Raw genomic sequence first — 19,428 nt, forward strand, 5'->3', positions numbered from 1 at the left:
AGGTGAGCGAACAGGGCGCAGAGGTGATTGGCCAATGGCAGTCGGCCATTGGCCGCGAACTGGTCCAGTCACAGGTGCTGGATGAGCAATCCTTGTACCGATATGCGCTTGCGCTCGGACTTGCGGCAGATTGCAAGGATCCTCCGCTTGGTCATTGGGCCTATTTCACGCCTGCCGTGCCCGATTCCGAAATCGGGACGGACGGGCACCCCAAGCGCGGAGATTTCCTGCCAGCGATTACCTTGCCGCGCCGGATGTTCGCCGGATCTTCGATGGAATTCAGGGGCGCTCTGGAGCTTGGAGCCAAGGCCGCGCTTACCAGCACGATTGCGGATGTGAGCCATAAGGCGGGGCAATCAGGGGACCTTGTTTTTGTAAAGGTTGAGCGGCGGCTGGAACAGCGCGGCAGTGTCAAACTTCGGGAACAGCAAACCTACGTTTATCGCGGCGATGGCCCGGCTGTGTCGATGCCCATACCGGCTGATCCGCATCCCCATGGCGAGGTCTGGTACCCGGATGAGGTGAACCTGTTCCGTTTTTCAGCAGCGACCTTCAACAGTCACCGAATTCACTACGATCTCCCCTATACGGTGGAAACGGAAGGTTACCCGGCGCTGGTCGTCCACGGCCCCTTCACCGCTGCAAAGCTGGTAGGTCTGGCCAGCCGCGACGGCAAACTCTCCAGCTTTTCGTTCCGCGCGATGGCACCGCTGTTTCTTGGCCAGCCAATCTTCTTGCAAAAAGGGCTCGAGACCGGAGAGTACAGTGCGGTGCGCGCCGACGGAACAATCGCAATGACCGCAAAGGTGAGATTTCAATGACTGACTGGATCACCCTCGCCCGCGATGCGGCAGAAGCCGCGCGAAAATATTCGGCCAAGGTCGGGGCATCGACTGCATCGGTGATTGCAGCGGGGGGGAAGGTCGACCCGGCACTGGCCGACAAACACCAGCGGGTTGTTCATGGTTTCGCGTGGATCGCGACCACGTCAGAAACGCTTGCATCGACCGCAGGATGGGCAGATCGAGCGCACTCATCCGGTCATTTCGGCGAGCTTGAGGAACTGGTTCTTCGGATTGGCTTCGGCGAATATTGCGCGCAATTGGCCAGCGGAGTTCCGATGAGCCAGAACGAGATCGTTCGCCCGGGCGAACTTGGCTTGCTCGAAGAAGCCCGCGCTTTTCAGAACCACGAAAGTGTCGCCAAATTCCTCGACAACGGCAACACACGGCAAACGCGTGCGTCCTGCGCTGCGCTGCTGGCAAACGGTCAGCGGCCGTTCGAGGGTTTTGGCGATGAAACGCTGGACATGATCCGTGACCAGTTCCGGGCATTCACCGCCGACCGTATCGCGCCAAATGCGCATCAATGGCACCTTGATGACGCTTTGATCCCGATCGAGGTGGTCGACGAGATGGCCCGGCTCGGCGTGTTCGGCGTTTGCATCGGCGAACAATATGGTGGTCTCGGTCTCGGCAAGACAGCAATGTGCCTCGTCTCCGAAGAGCTGTCGCGCGGGTGGATTTGTGCAGGGTCGCTCGGCACCAGATCGGAAATCGCGGGCGAACTGATCGGGGAGAACGGGACCGAAGCACAAAAGGCCGAATTCCTGCCCAGACTGGCTGACGGCTCCGTTCTGCCAACCGCAGTCTTCACCGAACCCGATACAGGGTCCGACCTCGCCTCTGTCCGCACACGCGCCAGCCAGAACAGCAATGGCAATTGGCAGATCGACGGCGCGAAGACCTGGATCACCCACGCAGCGCGCGCCGATCTGATGACTGTGCTGTGCCGGACGGACCCTGACATTCCCGGCTATGGCGGCCTGTCGATGCTGCTGGCGCAAAAGACGCGCGGAACCGATGCCGATCCGTTTCCCGATAATTGCATCGCCGGTGACGAGATCGAGGTGCTGGGATACCGGGGCATGAAGGAATACACGCTCGGCTTTGACGGTTTCGAGGTTTCACAGGACGCTTTGCTCGGCGGTGCGGAGGGTCAAGGCTTCAAACAGTTGATGCGCACATTCGAGGGTGCTCGCATCCAGACAGCCGCCCGTGCGATTGGGGTTGGCTGGAACGCCTTCGATCTGGCCATCCGGTACGCGCTTGATCGCAAGCAATTCGCCAAACCGCTGATCGACTTTCCGCGAGTGGCTGACAAGCTGGCACTGATGGTTGCAGAACTGGTTATGGCGCGCGAGCTTACCTATGATGCGGCCCGGCACAAGGATCAGGGCAAACGTTGCGATATCGAGGCTGGCATGGCGAAACTGATTGCTGCGCGCACCGCGTGGAGCAATGCCGACCTCAACGTGCAGATCCATGGCGGCAACGGTTATGCTTTGGAATACGAGGCAAGCCGGATCCTGTGTGACGCACGCATCCTCAACATCTTCGAAGGCGCGGCTGAAATTCAGGCCCATGTCATCGGGCGCGGTCTGGCCGCTGCCCACACCAAGGCCGACGACTGAACGCCAAAACAATCATCCGGTCCCGCCAGGGCCAAGACAATTCAGGAGTATCCGATGCCCGATCTTAGCGACATTGTAATCTGCGAACCTGTGCGCACAGCGGTTGGCGGATTTGGCGGAATGTACCGGTCCAAACAGGCGCATGAACTGGGTGTCGCAGCGGTCGCCGGTTTGCTGGAACGCACAAAGCTGCCCGGCGATGCAGTCGACGATGTGATTTTCGCGCAGTGCTATCCCACGATGGAAGCGCCCGCACTCGGGCGTGTTGTCGCACTCGATTCCGGCCTGCCGATCACCACCCCGGGCATGCAGATTGACCGCCGCTGCGGTTCCGGACTGCAGGCGATCATTTTCGGGGTGATGACCGTGGCCACGGGCGGCGGCGACCTGGTGATAGTGGGCGGCGCTGAATCGATGAGCAATGCGCAGTTTTACACTCACGACATTCGCTGGGGTCAGCAGGGCAATTTCGAAATGAAAGACGGCCTCCAGCGCGGCAGGCTGACCGCCGGGGGCAAAAACTTCCCTGTTCCTGGCGGGATGCTGGAAACTGCGGAAAACCTGCGGGTCAAACACTCCATCCCGCGTGAGTTGCAGGACGAATTTGCCTTCAATTCGCATCAGAAAGCGCTTGCTGCACAAGAAAACGGAATCTTCGATGATGAGATTGTTCCGGTCACCGTTCACGACCGCAAGAAGGGCGAACTGACGCTCGACCGCGATGAACATCCGCGCGCCGACATCAGCATGGACAAGCTTGGCGCACTGAAGCCGATACTCGCCCGGTCGATGGACGGTGCGACGGTGACGGCAGGGAATGCGAGCGGTCAGAACGATGGCGGTTCGGCTGCCATCGTTTGCACCCGCGCGATGGCTGACAAGCACGGATTGAAACCATTCGCCTCGTTGAAAAGCTGGGCAGTCGCCGGCGTCGGGCCGGAAGTGATGGGCATCGGCCCGGTCCCTGCAACTGAAAAGGCGCTGGACCGCGCCGGCCTCGGCTGGTCCGATATCGACCTGATCGAGCTGAACGAAGCATTTTCGGCGCAGGTTCTGGCGGTGCTGAAAGAATGGGGCGTTGCGCCCGATGATGACCGTCTGAACCCCCACGGATCAGGCATTTCACTGGGGCATCCGGTTGGCGCAACCGGTGGACGAATTCTCGCGACCCTGCTGCGAGAAATGGAACGCCGCACTGCCCGGTACGGTGTCGAAACAATGTGCATCGGCGGCGGACAGGGTCTGTCGGCAATTTTTGAACGCCACAGCTGACATGCTGAGCGTGCTACACTGGACCTGGAACTGAATCGATGCGGCGGCTGATTATCGGCGGCGCGGTATTGCTTGCGGCTGCGCTTGGCGTGGCAGCATACTTCCTGTTTATCAAAGTGCCGATCACCGACTATCCGGTGCCGGTTCGCGAAGGTGCAGCACCGCCAAATGTGCATGAGGAATCGGTTCTCGTCACCTCTGTCGGCATTCCGCTCAGGACTATCCAGCGCGGCCTCGAACAGGACATCCCCAGGCAGCTTTGGTCGATAGACCGCAAACTGGATGAATGCGTCCCGCGAAAACAGATCAGCATCCTTGGTCAGGATATAACCAAGACACCAAAAATCGGGTGCACCTTGCGAGGGTCGGTAAAGCGGGGACAGGTATCGGTGACGGGCCGCGGTGACCGGATAGTGGCCCGGTTCCCGGTCGATGCCATCGTCCGTGCCGAGGATGTGGGCGGTATCATCAAGCGGGAGACCGCGACTGGCCGGGCGTTCATCGAAGTGAGCGCGCGCTTCCTGGTAAGTGAAAACTGGCAGGCGGGTTCGGATGTCGAGATGTCCTATCGCTGGTCGAAAGAGCCTGGCATCGATTTCCTCGGCCAGCGGATCCGTTTCACCAGCGAAGCGGACAAGGAACTGAAACCGATCATCGAACGGATCGAGCGCAACCTCGAGCATCAGATTGAAGCGCTGGATATAAAATCACAGGTCGCGCGTCTCTGGAAGCAGGGATTTATGGTCGAATCGCTCAATCAGGAAAATCCGCCAGTCTGGCTGCGACTGGAACCGCAGCAAGTCGGGGTTGGCGCATTCCGCGTGCAGGGCGGCCGCATGTCGACACGGGTAATGCTGCAGGCTGACACGCAAATTCTGGTGGGGGAAAAGCCGGACACGCCCACCCCAACCCCGCTCGGCAAGAATGCAGCGATCAAACTCGGATCCGGCTTTCGGGCCAACATCCCTGTCTTCGCCGATTATGCCGAATTGGAACCTGTGATCCTGCGCGCGCTGCAAAATCTCGCGAAAGACGGGCTCAAAAGAGACGGACTGGGGAGCATCGAAGCAAAGTTTCGCAAGGTCACTCTGTATCCCACCAGCGGTGGGCGCATCGCTGTCGGCATCGAGGCGGAGGTCCAGCCGATTGGCGAAAGGACGGGCGAACTGTGGAAACGCGGCAAGGGCGAAATCTGGCTTACCGCCAAGCCTATCACCCGGAAAGGAAGCGAAGTGCTCTCCTTCGACAAGCTGGAAGTCTACGGCAATATGGATAGCCTTTCAGGCGACCTGCTGCTGCGGGTTATGAGCACTGAAGAAGTGACATCGGAAATCGAGCGCGCTCTGGTCGAGGATTTTCAGTCGGATTACGAAGATGTTCTGGCCAAGGCGAAAAAGGGCTTGGAATCAGTCGCCATTGGCAAATCCCGGTTGAGCCTTGCCGTTAACGCGGTCGAACACGGCCAGATCATACCGACAAGCAAAGGCCTGTTTATGCCGCTTGCGGCAACGGGTGAAGCCCGCTTCGCCATGAACGAACTCTAGAGCCGCAGCCGGGCTTACAAGCGCACAGCCCCCCCAAAGGGGTTGCAATCGAATTTCGGGATAGGTGGTGAGCCCTGCTGGGTTCGAACCAGCGACCTACTGATTAAAAGTCAGTTGCTCTACCGACTGAGCTAAGGGCCCACACTTTGTGGCGTCGATACCGGAGGCGTCACCTAGTGGTGGGGCGCGGCTTGGTCAAGCGGGCATTGAGTTGTCTGAGCGATAAAGATGAAATCGGGTCTCGCCACAGGGGGGCGATGGCCGATGCCGGGCCCAATACGAACGCTCGCTGCCGGAAATGCGGGTGCGGTATGGCCAGAGTCGATGACGCCCAGATACCGCCGCTCCACATGATGATATCGAGATCCAGCACCCGTGCCTGCCAGCGGCCTCCGCGGCGCACACCGAATGCGCGTTCGATCTTTTTCAGCTGCCTCAGCAATGATGAGGGTGCCTCGCTGCTCTCGATCATCGCAGCGGCATTTGCATAGCGGCGCCGTGACGGACCAAGCGGAGCGCTGCCAATAACTGGCGATGCCATCTCCAGACTGCCCAATTTATCTAGCTCTCCGAACGCCGCACGGACAACCTGCGCGGGCTTTCCATAGACGGGATGCGGGATGTTCGACCCAAGGCCGATAAGATACCGATGGGTCAAAGGTATTGTCCCGCCACGCCTGAAATCAGATGTCTTCGCAAAGTCTGCCGTAGAGCTGCGGCCGGCGATCCCTGAAAAAACCCATTCCAGCGCGGTGACGCGCCGCAAGGGCGAGGTCCAGAGTGGCCACTAACACGCCTTCCTCAGCCGCTCCGAATTCAGCGATCAGGTCACCCCATTCATTTGTGATGAAGCTGTGACCGTAGAAGCTCTGGCCGCCTTCTTTCCCGATTCTGTTTGCGGCGATAACCGGCATGCAATTCGACACCGAATGTCCTTGCATTGCGCGGCGCCACATTCGGCTGGTGTCGAATTCAGCGTCGTAGGGTTCCGATCCGATGGCAGTGGGATAGAAAAGCAGTTCCGCGCCTAGCAATGCCATCGCCCGCGCGCATTCCGGATACCACTGGTCCCAGCATATCCCGACGCCGATTTTTGTGCCGCAAACGTCCCAGACCCTGAAACCGTCATTCCCGGGCCGGAAATAGAATTTTTCTTCATATCCCGGGCCGTCGGGGATGTGGCTTTTGCGATAAGTGCCCATGATTTCACCATCGCTGCCGACCATTGCGATCGTGTTGTAATAATGGTGTCCGTCGCGTTCGAAAAAGCTCACCGGTATCGCCACGCCCAGCTTCTTGGCGAGGCGGGTCATCGCAATCACGGAAGGATGTTCCAGCGTAGGCCGCGCGAGCGAAAACAAAGCCTCGTCTTCTTCACGGCAGAAATACGGGCCGGAAAAAAGCTCCGGCGGCAGGATAATCTGCGCGCCCTGCTCTGCTGCGTTTTCAATCAGCTGGCTAACGGCGTCGATATTTTCGCTCTCGTCATCGGAACCGAGCGATAGTTGAAGGGCGGCAACGGTGATTTCAGTCATGCTGCCGCCCTTAAACTCAGTCTGCTTTCTTGAACAGCAGTGTCATGCGGTCAGATTCGCCGACAGCTGTGTATTTGGCCCGGTCCTGATCTCCATAACGCAGGACGGGAGGGAGGGTCCAAACGCCGCCTTCCCAATCTGCCGGGTCAGCCGCGTTCGCGTTCACCTCAGACGTATCGACAAGTTCGAAGCCAAACGCCTTGAACAGCGCGATCACGTCGTCCTGCCGCAGATATCCACGCGTACCCATCGCCATCTCGTACGGCTGATCAGCTTTTGCGCGGTGCTGGACCACACCAACCAACCCGTCATCCGCGAGCATGGCACGGATATTGCGCAGTTCGGAATCGGCGCGGTTACCGTTGAGCAAACCGTGCATGGAGCGGAATATCAGCACGCGGTCGACATTGCCGGCGATGCCTTCCGGCAATTCGTCGCTTTCGAAAGCCATGATTTTTTCAGCATCCACGCCCGTCCATCCTGCGGCGATGCCAGGGAAACGCTGCGGCCAGCTCCTGCTTTGCGCCTCGGCTTCTGCATCGCGGAAACTGCGTTGGTCGGTGTCGCCGTCTACAGCGATATACTGACCGGTTCCTGCAACATAGGGTGCAAGCACGCGGGTATACCAGCCGCCGCCGGGCCCATATTCAACTACTGTGTGCTGCGGCTCTACCTGGAAGAATCCGAGTGTCTCCATGGGATTGCGGTACTGATCCCGGCCAAAGTCTTCGGCCCGCGTTTCGCTTGCCAGGACTTCCATCAGCGGCATGTTCATGGCGTGATCTTTCGCCCCATGATCAGCCGGGTGATCCCCCGATGCGTGGTGATCGGCATTCGCTGGTGCCGCAATGGCAAAGGCAGCGGCTGCAGTGGCAAGCATGATTGAACGCATAATTTCTCTCTCCGGGGATGATAAGTGTATCGCGGTGCCGCACTCTAAACTCGTTTGAGGCGATGACAATGGAACACCCGGTTCCTATCTGTGTTCCAACAATGCCCCCTCACCACTGGACAATGGAAAGACAGCGACATGGCAAACAGCGAGCAGGCAATCATCGCAGGTGGATGCTTCTGGTGCACAGAGGCGGTCTTCCGCGACGTGATCGGCGTCACCGAGGTGGAGAGCGGCTATATCGGCGGTACGGTGGAGAATCCGACCTACAAGCAGGTGTGCAGCGGCACCACCGGCCACGCCGAGGCGATCCGCGTCACGTATGATCCCGATGTGATCTCTTACGCCGAAATCCTCGACGTATTTCTGGGAACGCATGATCCAACCCAGCTCAACCGTCAGGGCAACGATGTTGGCACCCAGTACCGCAGCGCGATCTTCCCGTTGGACGATGCCCAGCGGGCCGAAGCCGAAACCGCGATTGGACGCGCCAACGACGATCACGGCGGCAAGGTCGTGACGACGATCGAGGGGCCGGCAAAATGGTATCCGGCAGAGGATTACCATCAGGAATACTGGGAAGGTGAAGGGAAGCAGAACCCCTATTGCCTCGCCGTGATCCCGCCCAAGATCATGAAGCTGCGCAAGAGCTTTCAGGACAAGGTCAAGGCCTGAGCGTTATTTCCGCCAGCGCGCGACAAAGAAACCGTCCAGGCCGCCTTCATCGCGCAGCATTCCCGGATCAGTGCGCAGCCAGCCATCTTCGGTGGGCTGCAAATCGGCGGGTAATTCGTCAGCGGTAACTGGCTGCGCGGTCAGGCCGACACTGTCTGCCTGCGCCGCGCCCTCTGCGCTTTCCAGAGAGCACACCGCATAGACGAGAGTGCTACCATCGGGAAGCCAGCCGGCCGCCCGCTCCAATAGCGCATTCTGCAATTCAGCCATTTCCTCGATCTGCCTGTCCCCTATCCGGTGGACCACATCCGGGTGGCGGCGGCATGTGCCGGTTGCAGTGCAAGGTGCGTCGAGCAGGATGGCATCGAATTGTTTGGCAGGCTGCCACGTCAGCGCGTTCGCCTTTATCACTTCAGCTTCCAGGCCGGTACGCTTCAGGTTCTGCCTGACTTTTTCCAGGCGGCGTTCGCTGATGTCGAGTGAAGTAACCTGCCAGCCAGCCGCAGCCAGTTGCAGCGTCTTTCCGCCCGGCGCGGAACACAAATCGAGCACCCGCTTGCCTTCACCCCGCCCCAGCAAACGTGCAGGCAGCGAAGCGGCGAAATCCTGTACCCACCAATCACCGTCGCCAAATCCGGGCAATTGCTCAATCGGCGTGCCTCTGGGCAGACGGATATGGCCGGGCGCGAGGGTGATCCCGCCCATCGCGGCGGCACGTTCCGCGGTTTCGTCCCAATTTTTCAGCGCCAAGTCGAGCGGCGGCGGGACGATCAGGCCCGATGCAATCGCTGAAGCACGCTCACCCCACCGCTCTGCCACATCGTCCGGCAGGGTGGGTGCATCGGGCAGCATAATTTCTTGCTTCGTCAGTGTCGAAAACACCCCGTGTGCAAGCCTGCGCGGACCGCCCGCAAGCAGGGGAAGTCCCGTCGCGATCACCGCATGAGGGGGCGTATCCAGCCGCAACCACTGCGCCAGCATCAGGCGCAGGACAGAGCGCGGCTTCGCATCATGCGGCAGGTTTTTCTTGGTTGCACTGTCGATCAGGCCGTCGAGATCGACCAACCAGCGGAGCGTTTCGCCTGCAATCGCGCGCGACAATGCCTTGTCTGCTGGGCCGCGAATACTGCGCGTCGCGTTGCGCTCTGCATTTTCGAGCGTCTCACCGCGATGCAGCACCGCATCGATCATCTGAAGAGCGGCGCGGCGCGCGGGAAGTCCGGGAATATCAGCCATACGGCTGCCTTAGTCGCGCTTGAAACCAACCGCCACCCCATGCGTTATACTGGTATGACGAAAGAGAAATCCAAAGCCGCCAAGACTTTCGAAAAGCCCAAGCACTGGACCAACGAACCAGTGCCTGAGCCGAAGGCAGTAGACCCGAAGAAAGACGAACCGCGCGAACTTAGCCCTACCCGCTACGGCGATTGGGAAAAAGACGGCATCGCCTGGGATTTCTGATCGCTAGAGCGATTTGAAAGTGACGTTCAGCCCGTCTTTTGGCTGCGGTATGGGCCACGGTTTCCACTCGGGGTCGTAACCTTCCTCGATCTCTATCGAATAGCGCGTCAGCAAATGCGCCATCAGGATCTTCACCTGCATATAGGCGAAGTGCAGGCCGAGGCACATGTGGGCTCCGCCGCCAAACGGTACCCACGCATATTTATGGCGCGCCTTAACCTGTTCAGGGGTGAAGCGCATCGGATCGAACTTTTCCGGTTCGTCCCAATATTCCTCCATCTGGTGGACCATCGCGATATTGATGCCCACCTGCGTGCCGGCAGGGATATTGTACCCGCCATATTCGAAATCTTTCAGCGCCCTGCGCGGCATTGACGGGACCGGCGGGATCATCCGCAACGCTTCCTTGAACGCCATTTCGGTCAGCTCAAGCTTGCCGAGATCCTCATATGCCAGATCGCGCGGCTTACCATTCGCATCCAGACCGCCGGTTACTGCAAGAATTTCCTGGCGCAACTTGTCCTGCCATTCAGGGTGCCGGGCAAGCAGATATATGAGCGACGTGGCGCTGGAAGTGATGGTGTCATGTGCCGCCATCATCAGGAAATTCATGTGGTCGACAACTTCGTCGACGGGCAACAATTCGCCGTCTTCACGCGTGGCTGTAGCGAACTGACTGAACATATCCTGCCCGCCGCCTTCTTTCCGGCGGCGCAGCGTTTCCTTGGTGAAATAATCGACCAGGAATTCGCGCCCCTTCACGCCCTTGCGCATCAAGGTAAAGGGCAAAGGCTTGCGGATCGGCGCAACCGACGCCTGCACCATGTAGACGAACGCCTCGTTAATCTTGTCTGCTTCCGGACCCCATTCGATACCGATGAAACTGTCAGCGGCCAGATCCAGTGTCAGCTTCTTGATCGCCGGATAGAACTTCATCGGCTGGTCTGCCCAGCTGTCCACTTCTTGCGCGATCCCGCGATTGAGTGAACCTGAGTAATGCCGCATCGGGCCCGGCTTGAACGCAATCGACAATGCCCGCCGGTCAGCCCGGTGGTGATCGAAATCAATCAGCATGAGCCCGCGGGGAAACAGCTTGTCGAGGACTGGGCCCCATCCCTGTTCGGACGAAAATACCTTGTTGCGGTCGAACAGCATCAGCTCGTTTGCTTCCGCGCCGACCAGTGCAACCTGCCAGCCGCCAAACGCCTTGTTCTTGTAAACTCGCCCAAACCGCTCGATCATTTCGCGAGCGAACTTTGGCGGGTCGGCCAGCATCTTGAAAGTGTTGCCAACCATCGGCCAGCCCGCATCGCCCGGGATATGATCCAGTGCGCCATCTGGCAGGCGATCGGTCCAGTGCCGCGGCGCAAAAGATGCATCGTGCGGTGCGGAAACGGTCTCGGTTTTTTCTGCCAGTGTAGCCATGGGGGTCTCCTTACTGACAAAAGTGTAAGTAAAACCCTACTTCAAGTCCAGCCCGACAATTCACGGCGGATGATATGTTCCAGCATGTCCATCCCGGCATCGCTTGTGTTGAGGCAGGCAAGCGCGGCGAAATGCTCACTGCCGGCCTCCTCGAATTGTTCCTTGCCCTGGATCGCCAGCTCTTCCAGCGTCTCGAGGCAATCTGCGGAAAATCCCGGCGCCGCGATCGCGACGCGCTTTACGCCTTCGCCAGCGAGCCGTTCCAGCGTGTCGTCTGTCGCCGGCTCCAGCCACTTGGCCGGTCCGAAGCGGGACTGAAAACTGGTTTCGAAACGCAGGCCTTGCCGCTGCGGGCCCATCGCTTCTTCCAGCAGCCGTGCGGTCTTGCGGCAATGGCAGTGATAGGGATCACCTAGCTCAAGCGTGCGCTGCGGCATCCCGTGAAAGCTGAGCAGGAGCACTTCAGGATCGAAATCCAGCGTGTCGATCTGTCTGCCGATATCGCTCGCCAACGCGGTGATATAGGCCGGATCGTCATGGTAAGGGGGCAAGGTGCGCAGCGATGTTTGCCAGCGCATTGCCTTCAGCTTGTCCGCCGCCTTGTCGACCACCGTCGCGGTCGTCGCCCCGGAATATTGCGGGTAAAGCGGCGCAAGCAGAATGCGATCGCAGCCAGCATCCATCAAATGTTGCAATTGGTCGGCGATGGTCGGCTTGCCATAGCGCATGGCCCAGGCAACTTTCACCCCGCTGCCCAGCCGGAGCTGCAACCCTTCGGCCTGCGCCTTCGTTATGTTCGCCAGAGGAGAGCCGTCTTCGGTCCAGACCTGGCTGTAGGCATGGGCCGATTTCTTGGGCCGTGTATTCAGGATGATACCCCGCAGGATCGGCTGCCACGCGATTGGCGGAATTTCGACAACGCGCCGGTCGGACAGGAATTCTGCGAGATATTTCTTCACCGCTTTGGGCGTGGGCGCTTCTGGTGTTCCCAAATTGACCACCAGCACCCCTACATTTCCGCTGTGCACTGCTGGGTGATCGGCGGGTAGATGTTGCGGTTGCCAGGTCATTGAAAATCAGAATCCTTCGGAAAACAGAGGCAGGTTGCGGAACCGCAGCCCGGTGGCAGAAAAAAGAGCATTCGCCACAGCAGGAGCGCATACGGCGGCCCCAAGTTCCCCGGGATCGAACGGTTCCGCCGAACTGGGGACGAATTCGACTTCGATTTCAGGACATTCGGCAAGCCTTGGCAGGTTCAGATCGCGCAGTCCCTGAGTGGTCGGCAATCCCCGCGCGTATTCTGTACTTGCGCCCAGCGCCATGGAAAGGCCGAAGATCAATCCGCCTTCTATCTGCTGACGCGCGATGTCGAGATTGACGATCCGGCCAATATCAACCGCTGCGCTCAGCTTCGAAACCCTGACCCCGCCTGTATCGAGCCGGGCGGTCGCAATGCACGCAATCCGGCCGCCGGTTTCTTTCGAACCCATCCGGTGGCAGGCCAGCCCCTGCCCGCTCTGGTCGCGCCCTCCGTCCCATTCGGCCAGCCGCGCCGCCGCCTGAAGGCAGGTAACAAGCCGCACGTCGTCGCCCAGCATTTCAATTCGGTAGGACAGCGGCTCCCGCCCGAACATCGCTGCTGCTTCGTCGATGAAGCTCTCGGTAAAGAAAGCGGTATATCCGTGGGCATTGCCCCGCATCCGCCCAGTGGAAATGCCAATATCGGTGGGTACGTGCTCGACCACCACACTGGGTATGCCATAGGGCGGCATCGCCCCTTCCACGGTCAGCGGATCAGCTTTGCCCGACACCGCCTCACGCGCAGCCCACCGGGTCTTGTTTTCAAACAACCGCTGGCCGAATTCGAGGGCGGAAGGCGGCGCTGCGATACGGCTGTGCAGCGCGCTCAATTGCCCACTGGAGCCGTCTTTGAAATCTGCCCACAGTAGGCCGACTGCCGGTGTTCTGGGGATGCCGGCCAGATGTTCCTGCCAGCGCGACCATACCAATTGCACCGGGCGGGGCCGTTCGAGCGACACCTCGCGGGCGATCAGCGCGATTTCCACCGCATGATCATGCTCCAGCCGGCGGTCGAAACTGCCCCCGGCAGGCATAGGGTAAAGGATCACATCCTCCAGCGACAGGCCGATTGCCTGCGCGGCGGCCCTGCGCGCCCTTTCCGGAGCCTGGCTGGCCATCCAGATTTCCAGGCGGCCATCGGCATAGCGGGCCGTGGCGCTGGCGGTTTCCAGCGCCGCATGCAGCGCTGGCGCCACGTGATAGCGCCGGGCGAAGTCCGGATCATCGATCGAAACCCCGTCACCGCGCACTGCGATCCGGAAGCCCGCGCCGCTCCGCGCGGCATCGTTCAGCGCTTCCTGCCCGCGATAACTTTCGGCGATACCCTCCACCGAAAAGCGTGGCTGCATAGCTTCGACCACCTTGTCCGCAGTCCACCAGTCGGTTGCAACGGCGGCCAGCCACCGCTTCCCTTTCACGACATTCACGACCCGCGGATTGGCCTCCGCCGGTCCAATGTCGAATTCGGTAAGTTCCGCGCGGTCGAGCGGCCCGTGCTTGATTGCGGCATAGACCATGTCTGGCAGGCGCACATCCGCTGCGAACAGATGTGTTCCGTCGACCTTCGACGGCAGATCAAGCCGGGGATACTCCGGCTCCGCCAATTCGGAACCGGGCAATGGCTGCTCAGCAATAACACCGGGGCGCAGCACGGGAATATCGGGGGCGTCTCGCTGTGCCGCTCCATCGGCCAGTTCGCCAAAGGAAAGCCGCCGATCACCGGCGATGACAAAGCCGGCTGCTGTATCGCATTCCTCGACACCAATCCCCCAGCGCTCTGCCGCCTCCTCTATGAAAACAGTCCGCGCCGAAGCTGCTGCATTGCGGCAGGCCATTTCGAAAGCGGCTAGAGAAGTCCCGTCTGCGGTCGCCGAAAACCGGGTGATCTGGGCGTAGCGTTCAGCCAGCATGTCGCCCGGCTCATCCGCAAGATCGGCGAACGTCGGCGTCCACAATGCAGCCCATTTGGCGGCAAGCGGGATGTTGGCATAGGCGCCGCTTACCGGGGCGGGTTCAACCGCGATCTGGCGCCAGTCGGCACCTAGCTCGATGGCGATGATCTGCGGCAAAATGGTGGTAACACCCTGCCCCATCTCAGTCTGCGGAACAGCAACGGTAACGACCCCGTCCCGGGCTACTTTCAGCCAGGCACCAAAAACCTGTTCGCCCCGCCCCGGGCTGAGCGGGGTCGGGAAGGTGCGCGGACGAAGACCCCATGCAACCAGCAAGCCGCCGCCGACTGCGGCGCCGACAAGCACCCCCCGGCGGCTGATCGCCATGGTCAGACAGCCTCCCTGTCGATCCAGCTCGCGAGCTTTGCCGCGATCGCCGAGAAAGCTTCTGCCTCTTCGCCGTCACCTGATGTATTCGGCGCACCGGCATCGCTCGCCTTGCGAATTTCAAGGGCCAGCGGAATGCGGCCTAGGAAAGGAATGCCCGTTCCCTCCGCAGCGATTTCCACCCCGCCGCGCCCGAACGGGTCGCTTACTTCACCACAATGCGGGCACGCATATCCGGACATGTTTTCTACCAGCCCGATTATCGGCACCTTGCCCGAATCGAACAGATTGGCCGCACGCTGTGCATCGATCAGCGCCAGATCCTGCGGCGTCGAAACGATGACAGCGCCTTCCGGTTTGAATTTCTGCAGCATGGTCAGCTGTACGTCCCCGGTTCCCGGCGGAAGATCGATCAGCAACAATTCGGTATCGCCCCAGTGCGCATCGACCAGCTGCGCCATCGCATTTCCGGCCATCGGCCCGCGCCAGGCAAGCGCCTTTCCAGGTTCAACCAGGTGCCCCATCGACAATAGCGGCACGCCGTGGCGACTCTGAACCGGCACGAGCTTGTCATCGCGGGCTTCCGGCTTGCCGCCTTTGGTATCGAGGATTGTGGGCTGCGAGGGGCCATAAACGTCAGCGTCGACCACGCCGACCTTGCGCCCCATGCGCGCAAGAGCAACCGCAAGATTGGCCGTCAGCGTCGACTTGCCGACCCCGCCCTTGCCCGAACCGATCGCAATGATGCGCGGTTTCGGCGGGGGCGGAGCCCGGTCCGCGACCATCGCAACGCGCACTTCGGAAACGCCGTCGGCTGCGCCCAGGACATCCTTGGCTGCAGCTTCCAGCCCCGCACGTCCGGCCGCATCGAGACCTGAAGCCTCCAGCACCAGAGTGACCTTGCCATCTGCAAGTTTGAGTGTCTGCACCCGGGCTGCAATCGAGCCGGGCAGTCTTGCCTTCAATGCCTGTTCGTCCATCGGGTGCTGCCCTAGCATCAAATTCGCGCGCGCAACCCCTGTTTTTCCTACAATCGACACCTATAAAGGAAAGCATGGACACAATTGGCACGTTTGCAAAAAACATTGGGCTGGCGATGGCTGGCAAGAATCCTTGGGGCGGGACAACCGGAGGCGGTTCAGACGACAGTTCCGGCGGCGGCAACAGTTCCGGTTCGGAAAAACCGAAAGGTCCGCGGAACCCGTGGTTGCCGGGCGGCGGTGGTGAACCGCGCCGCAGTGCCAATGTAGAAGACATTTTTAAACGTCGCGGCGGCGGCCAAGGTGGCGGCGGCGGCCCGGGAAGCGGAGGCTTCAAATTACCCGAGCGGCCCGGCGGCAAGAGCTGGGTACCGATCATCATCGGGCTAGTAGTCATCGCATGGGTCGGAACAACCTCGCTCCATTTCATTCAGCCTAAAGAGCAGGCCGTCGTAACCACTCTGGGCAAGTTTTCGCGCACATTCAGTCCGGGAACGAACTGGACTTTGCCTTGGCCGTTCGAACAGGTGCAGGTCGAGAACATCAGTGAGGTCCGCGCAGTCCGCATCCCCGGCGGAGAGGCGGAAAAGCTGATCCTGACTGGTGATCAGAACCTGGTCGACCTGTCTTACCTCATTCGCTGGAACATCAAGGACCTGACGCAGTTCAAGTTCCGCCTGGCGGAACCGATCGTGACGGTAGAAGAAGTTGCTGAAGCAGCGATGCGCGCATCGGTCGCAGAAAAAACGCTGGACGAGACTTTCTCCGGTCAGGGCCGCGCCGAAATTGAAGAGCGGGTAAAGAACCGGATGCAGGCCATCCTCGATACCTACAAGGCGGGTATCGCCGTGCAGGGTGTTGAAATCGACAAGACCGACCCGCCAAGCAAGGTGGTGGAGGCGTTCAAGGACGTTTCCGCAGCCGAGCAGGACGCCGACGCCGCGCGCAACCGCGCCCGCGCCGCTGCCCAGCAGATCCTTGCCCGCGCGGAAGGTGAGACAACCGCTTTCGACAAGGTTTACGAGGAATACCGCCTCGCACCCGAAGTGACGCGTCAGCGGCTCTATTACGAGACAATGGAGCGTGTGCTCAGTGAAACGGACACAACCGTCGTCGAAACGCAGGGCGTGACCACTTACCTGCCGCTTCCGGAAATCAAACGCCGGGCGCAGCAGCGATCGGCCGCGCCGACCGTATCGGCGGAAGGACAGTAAAATGCAGACTATCTGGGAAAATCACCGCCTATCCATCATCGCAGTCGCGGTACTGATTGCAGCTGTCCTCTCCACCCTGTTCGTGGTGCCAGAGGACAAGCAGGTCGTTATCGTGCGGGCCGGTGAACCGATTACCGTAGTCAACCGCTTCCGCCCCGATCAGGACTTTGGCGAGACCGGTGCCGGCGTCTGGTACCGTATTCCGCTGGTCGATAATGTGGTCGAAGTCGACAAGCGCATTCTCGATCTCGACATGACCGATCAGCAGGTTCTGTCCAGCGATCAGCAGCGCCTGCTCGTCAACGCCTACGCCCGTTTCCGGATCATCGATCCGGTGCGCATGGTCGAACGAGCTGGGTCGACCGACGGGGTTCGTACGCAGCTTGAGCCGATCCTGAACTCGGTCCTGCGTCAGGAACTTGGCCGGAGGACGTTTGCCTCCATGCTGACCGCCGAGCGCGGCACCGCGATGTCCAACATTCGTGACAATCTGGACCAACAGGCGCGCAATTACGGCGCGCAGGTGATCGATGTGCGGATCAAACGGACCGACCTGCCCGAAGGCACTCCGCTGGAATCTGCCTTCACCCGCATGGAAACCGACCGTGAACGCGAAGCGGCAACGATCCGCGCACAGGGCCAGCGCGACGCGCGTATTATCCGGGCAGAGGCAGATGCCACTGCGGCACGCCAATATGCCGAAAGCTTCGGCAAGGATCCGCGCTTTTACGATTTCTACCGCGCCATGCAGAGCTATGATGCGACCTTCGCCAAGGGCACCGACGGTGAAAGCAGCATTATCCTGTCGCCGGACAATGAATACCTGCGTCAATTCCGGGGCAGGCGTTAAGCGCCCCGTATTGACCGTTTGTCGATGACTACAGCTGTCGTTCAAACGACGTTCAGCGCATTTCACGACAAACCAGCAGGAACAAAGGCGTCAATGGATGCCTGTAATGATGAAGAGGATGATAAGGACGTGAAGCCTGTGCGATATGCCTATGGAGTTACATCCGCGCTGCTGGTTAGCGGCGCAGCCATTTCCCTGCTTGGTGGTTTCCCCGCTGGTGCCCAGGTGGCCCAGAACGAGGGCCTGCAGCTTGAGCGCGCCGTTCCTAGTGCCGGCGCGCCTGCGAGCTTTGCCGACCTGACCGAGCAGCTTCAGCCTGCTGTGGTCAACATTTCCACCCGTCAGCGGATTGAAGTGAATAACAATCCGTTCGCCGGAACACCGCTGGCCGATCTGTTTGGCCGCCGCAACGGCCAGCAACGCCAGCCGCAAACCCGCGAGGCGCAATCGCTTGGCTCGGGCTTCTTCGTTTCAGCTGATGGCTATGTCGTCACCAACAACCATGTGGTGAGCCCAAACGGGCGCGGAACGGTGGAAGAAATCACCGTCACGCTGCCAGATGGCAAGGAATATCAGGCCGAATTGGTCGGCAATGATGCCGCATCCGACCTCGCAGTGCTGAAGGTACAGCGCAGCGAACCGTTCCCGTTCGTCAAGTTCGGCGATTCTGCACGGGCCCGCACCGGCGACTGGGTGATCGCGATCGGCAACCCGTTCGGCCTTGGCGGAACTGTTACCAGCGGCATCGTCTCCTCAGTCCTCCGCAACACCGGCGGCGGCGCATATGACCGTTACATCCAGACCGATGCCAGCATCAATCGGGGTAACTCGGGCGGCCCGCTGTTCGATATGAAAGGCAATGTGATCGGCATTAACAATGCCATCTATTCGCCATCGGGCGGCAGCGTGGGCATCGGCTTTGCCATCCCTGCAGAAATTGCCGCGCCAATTGTCGAGCAGCTCAAGCAAGGCCAGACCATCGAACGCGGGTATCTGGGTGTCAGTATCCAGCCGGTCGATGACGATCTGGCAGATTCGCTCGGGATTGAACGCAATCGCGGCGAGATCGTGCAACTGGTTCAGCCTGATCAACCAGCCGATTCGGCAGGCATCAAGGCCGGCGACATCGTTGTCGAAGTGAACAACCAGCCTGTCACAAACGAACAGACCTTGTCATTCCTTGTTGCGAACATCGCGCCCGGCACAACAATTCCGATTGAACTGTATCGGGATGGCCGCCGCCGCACGGTTCAGGCGACCATCGGCAAACGGCCGAGTGAGGAAGAACTTCGCAGCCAGCAGATGTTCGATCCGGATAGCGAGAGCGAAATGCCCGATGCCGGCGATTCCGGCGTGATTGAGGAACGCCTTGGTCTTCAGGTTATCCCGCTGACCGAACAGATCGCGCGCCAGCTTGGCGTCGGTGCCGACACCGAAGGTCTCGTAATCGCTGCCGTCGATCCGAACTCGGACGCAGCCCGCAAGGGCCTGCAGCGCGGCGACATCGTGCTGACCGCAAATTATAACGCAGTCAGCACCGCCAATGATCTAGAGGGTATCGTCAATCAGGCCCGGACAGAGAACCGCGATGCGGTATTGCTGCGCATTCAGCGGCGCGGCCGCCCGGCACAGTATGTCGCGGTCCGGATGAAATGATTGATCCGCGATTAGCGTAAAAAGCAAAAGGCCCCGTCCGATCTGTCGGACGGGGCCTTTTCTTTTCATGTGTCCGCTGAAGGGAAATCTTG

Annotated in this window: 17 protein-coding genes and 1 tRNA gene; 9 read left to right on the forward strand and 9 right to left on the reverse strand. The window is 60.1% G+C overall.

Annotated features, from left to right (window positions below; translation table 11 throughout):
- Positions 1–2: 2 nt before the first annotated feature.
- From PO778_RS09215 to PO778_RS09230, 4 genes are read left to right on the forward strand one after another with little or no spacing between them, the layout of a single operon-like run.
- Positions 3–821 (forward strand): HTD2 family dehydratase, encoded by an 819-nt coding sequence (locus PO778_RS09215; RefSeq protein WP_271439408.1) that lies wholly within the window; start codon positions 3–5, stop codon positions 819–821.
- Entirely contained in the window at positions 818–2,473 is a 1,656-nt protein-coding gene (locus PO778_RS09220) for an acyl-CoA dehydrogenase family protein (RefSeq protein WP_271439409.1), read from the forward strand. Before PO778_RS09215 ends, PO778_RS09220 begins: the two co-directional genes overlap by 4 nt.
- Positions 2,474–2,527: 54 nt before the next feature.
- Positions 2,528–3,745, forward strand: a complete 1,218-nt coding sequence (locus PO778_RS09225) for an acetyl-CoA C-acetyltransferase (RefSeq protein ID WP_271439410.1) — start codon at positions 2,528–2,530, stop codon at positions 3,743–3,745.
- A 38-nt stretch (positions 3,746–3,783) separates the two neighbouring features.
- Positions 3,784–5,289 (forward strand): DUF4403 family protein, encoded by a 1,506-nt coding sequence (locus tag PO778_RS09230; protein ID WP_271439411.1) that lies wholly within the window; start codon positions 3,784–3,786, stop codon positions 5,287–5,289.
- Between the two features lie 65 nt (positions 5,290–5,354).
- Here the strand turns inward: PO778_RS09230 and PO778_RS09235 are convergent.
- From PO778_RS09235 to PO778_RS09250, 4 genes are all read right to left on the reverse strand, one after another.
- A tRNA-Lys gene (locus tag PO778_RS09235) sits at positions 5,355–5,430 on the reverse strand.
- 28 nt (positions 5,431–5,458) lie between these two features.
- A complete protein-coding gene (folK, locus tag PO778_RS09240; protein WP_271439412.1) occupies positions 5,459–5,947 on the reverse strand; it encodes a 2-amino-4-hydroxy-6-hydroxymethyldihydropteridine diphosphokinase in 489 nt (162 codons plus the stop codon).
- A 25-nt stretch (positions 5,948–5,972) separates the two neighbouring features.
- Positions 5,973–6,824 carry an N-carbamoylputrescine amidase gene (gene aguB, locus PO778_RS09245; protein WP_271439413.1) on the reverse strand — a complete coding sequence of 284 codons (852 nt, stop codon included), beginning with the start codon at positions 6,822–6,824 and terminating at the stop codon, positions 5,973–5,975.
- Positions 6,825–6,840: 16 nt separating this feature from the next.
- Positions 6,841–7,716, reverse strand: a complete 876-nt coding sequence (locus tag PO778_RS09250; protein ID WP_271439414.1) for a class I SAM-dependent methyltransferase — start codon at positions 7,714–7,716, stop codon at positions 6,841–6,843.
- A gap of 138 nt (positions 7,717–7,854) precedes the next feature.
- Between PO778_RS09250 and msrA the strand changes: the two genes are divergently transcribed.
- Positions 7,855–8,391, forward strand: a complete 537-nt coding sequence (msrA, locus tag PO778_RS09255; protein ID WP_271439415.1) for a peptide-methionine (S)-S-oxide reductase MsrA — start codon at positions 7,855–7,857, stop codon at positions 8,389–8,391.
- Between the two features lie 3 nt (positions 8,392–8,394).
- Here msrA and PO778_RS09260 read toward each other — a convergent pair whose 3' ends face one another.
- Positions 8,395–9,627, reverse strand: a complete 1,233-nt coding sequence (locus PO778_RS09260; RefSeq protein ID WP_271439416.1) for an RsmB/NOP family class I SAM-dependent RNA methyltransferase — start codon at positions 9,625–9,627, stop codon at positions 8,395–8,397.
- Between the two features lie 39 nt (positions 9,628–9,666).
- Between PO778_RS09260 and PO778_RS09265 the strand changes: the two genes are divergently transcribed.
- Positions 9,667–9,852 (forward strand): DUF1674 domain-containing protein, encoded by a 186-nt coding sequence (locus PO778_RS09265; protein WP_271439417.1) that lies wholly within the window; start codon positions 9,667–9,669, stop codon positions 9,850–9,852.
- Between the two features lie 3 nt (positions 9,853–9,855).
- Here the strand turns inward: PO778_RS09265 and PO778_RS09270 are convergent, their stop codons facing one another.
- The 4 genes from PO778_RS09270 to PO778_RS09285 are packed head-to-tail and all read right to left on the reverse strand — an operon-like array spanning position 9,856 to position 15,616.
- The gene (locus tag PO778_RS09270) at positions 9,856–11,277 is read right to left on the reverse strand and encodes a cytochrome P450 (RefSeq protein WP_271439418.1); all 1,422 of its coding nucleotides are present in this window, start codon (positions 11,275–11,277) and stop codon (positions 9,856–9,858) included.
- 41 nt (positions 11,278–11,318) lie between these two features.
- Positions 11,319–12,347 (reverse strand): ferrochelatase, encoded by a 1,029-nt coding sequence (hemH, locus tag PO778_RS09275; protein ID WP_271439419.1) that lies wholly within the window; start codon positions 12,345–12,347, stop codon positions 11,319–11,321.
- A 6-nt stretch (positions 12,348–12,353) separates the two neighbouring features.
- Positions 12,354–14,636, reverse strand: coding sequence for a xanthine dehydrogenase family protein molybdopterin-binding subunit (locus PO778_RS09280; protein ID WP_271439420.1), 2,283 nt, complete (start codon positions 14,634–14,636; stop codon positions 12,354–12,356).
- 2 nt (positions 14,637–14,638) lie between these two features.
- Positions 14,639–15,616, reverse strand: coding sequence for an Mrp/NBP35 family ATP-binding protein (locus PO778_RS09285; RefSeq protein WP_271439421.1), 978 nt, complete (start codon positions 15,614–15,616; stop codon positions 14,639–14,641).
- A 116-nt stretch (positions 15,617–15,732) separates the two neighbouring features.
- On the opposite strand from PO778_RS09285, the gene hflK reads away from it, so the two are divergent.
- The 3 genes from hflK to PO778_RS09300 all read left to right on the forward strand — a co-directional run bounded on the left by hflK (position 15,733) and on the right by PO778_RS09300 (position 19,336).
- The gene (hflK, locus tag PO778_RS09290; RefSeq protein WP_271439422.1) at positions 15,733–16,830 is read left to right on the forward strand and encodes a protease modulator HflK; all 1,098 of its coding nucleotides are present in this window, start codon (positions 15,733–15,735) and stop codon (positions 16,828–16,830) included.
- A 1-nt stretch (position 16,831) separates the two neighbouring features.
- Positions 16,832–17,680: a protease modulator HflC gene (gene hflC / locus PO778_RS09295; RefSeq protein ID WP_271439423.1), complete on the forward strand. Its 849-nt coding sequence runs from the start codon at positions 16,832–16,834 to the stop codon at positions 17,678–17,680.
- Positions 17,681–17,773: 93 nt separating this feature from the next.
- Positions 17,774–19,336: a Do family serine endopeptidase gene (locus PO778_RS09300; protein ID WP_160731560.1), complete on the forward strand. Its 1,563-nt coding sequence runs from the start codon at positions 17,774–17,776 to the stop codon at positions 19,334–19,336.
- Positions 19,337–19,428 lie beyond the last annotated feature (92 nt).

Origin of the sequence: Pontixanthobacter luteolus (assembly GCF_947494915.1) — a bacterium.
Taxonomy (GTDB): Bacteria; Pseudomonadota; Alphaproteobacteria; order Sphingomonadales; family Sphingomonadaceae; genus Pontixanthobacter; species Pontixanthobacter luteolus.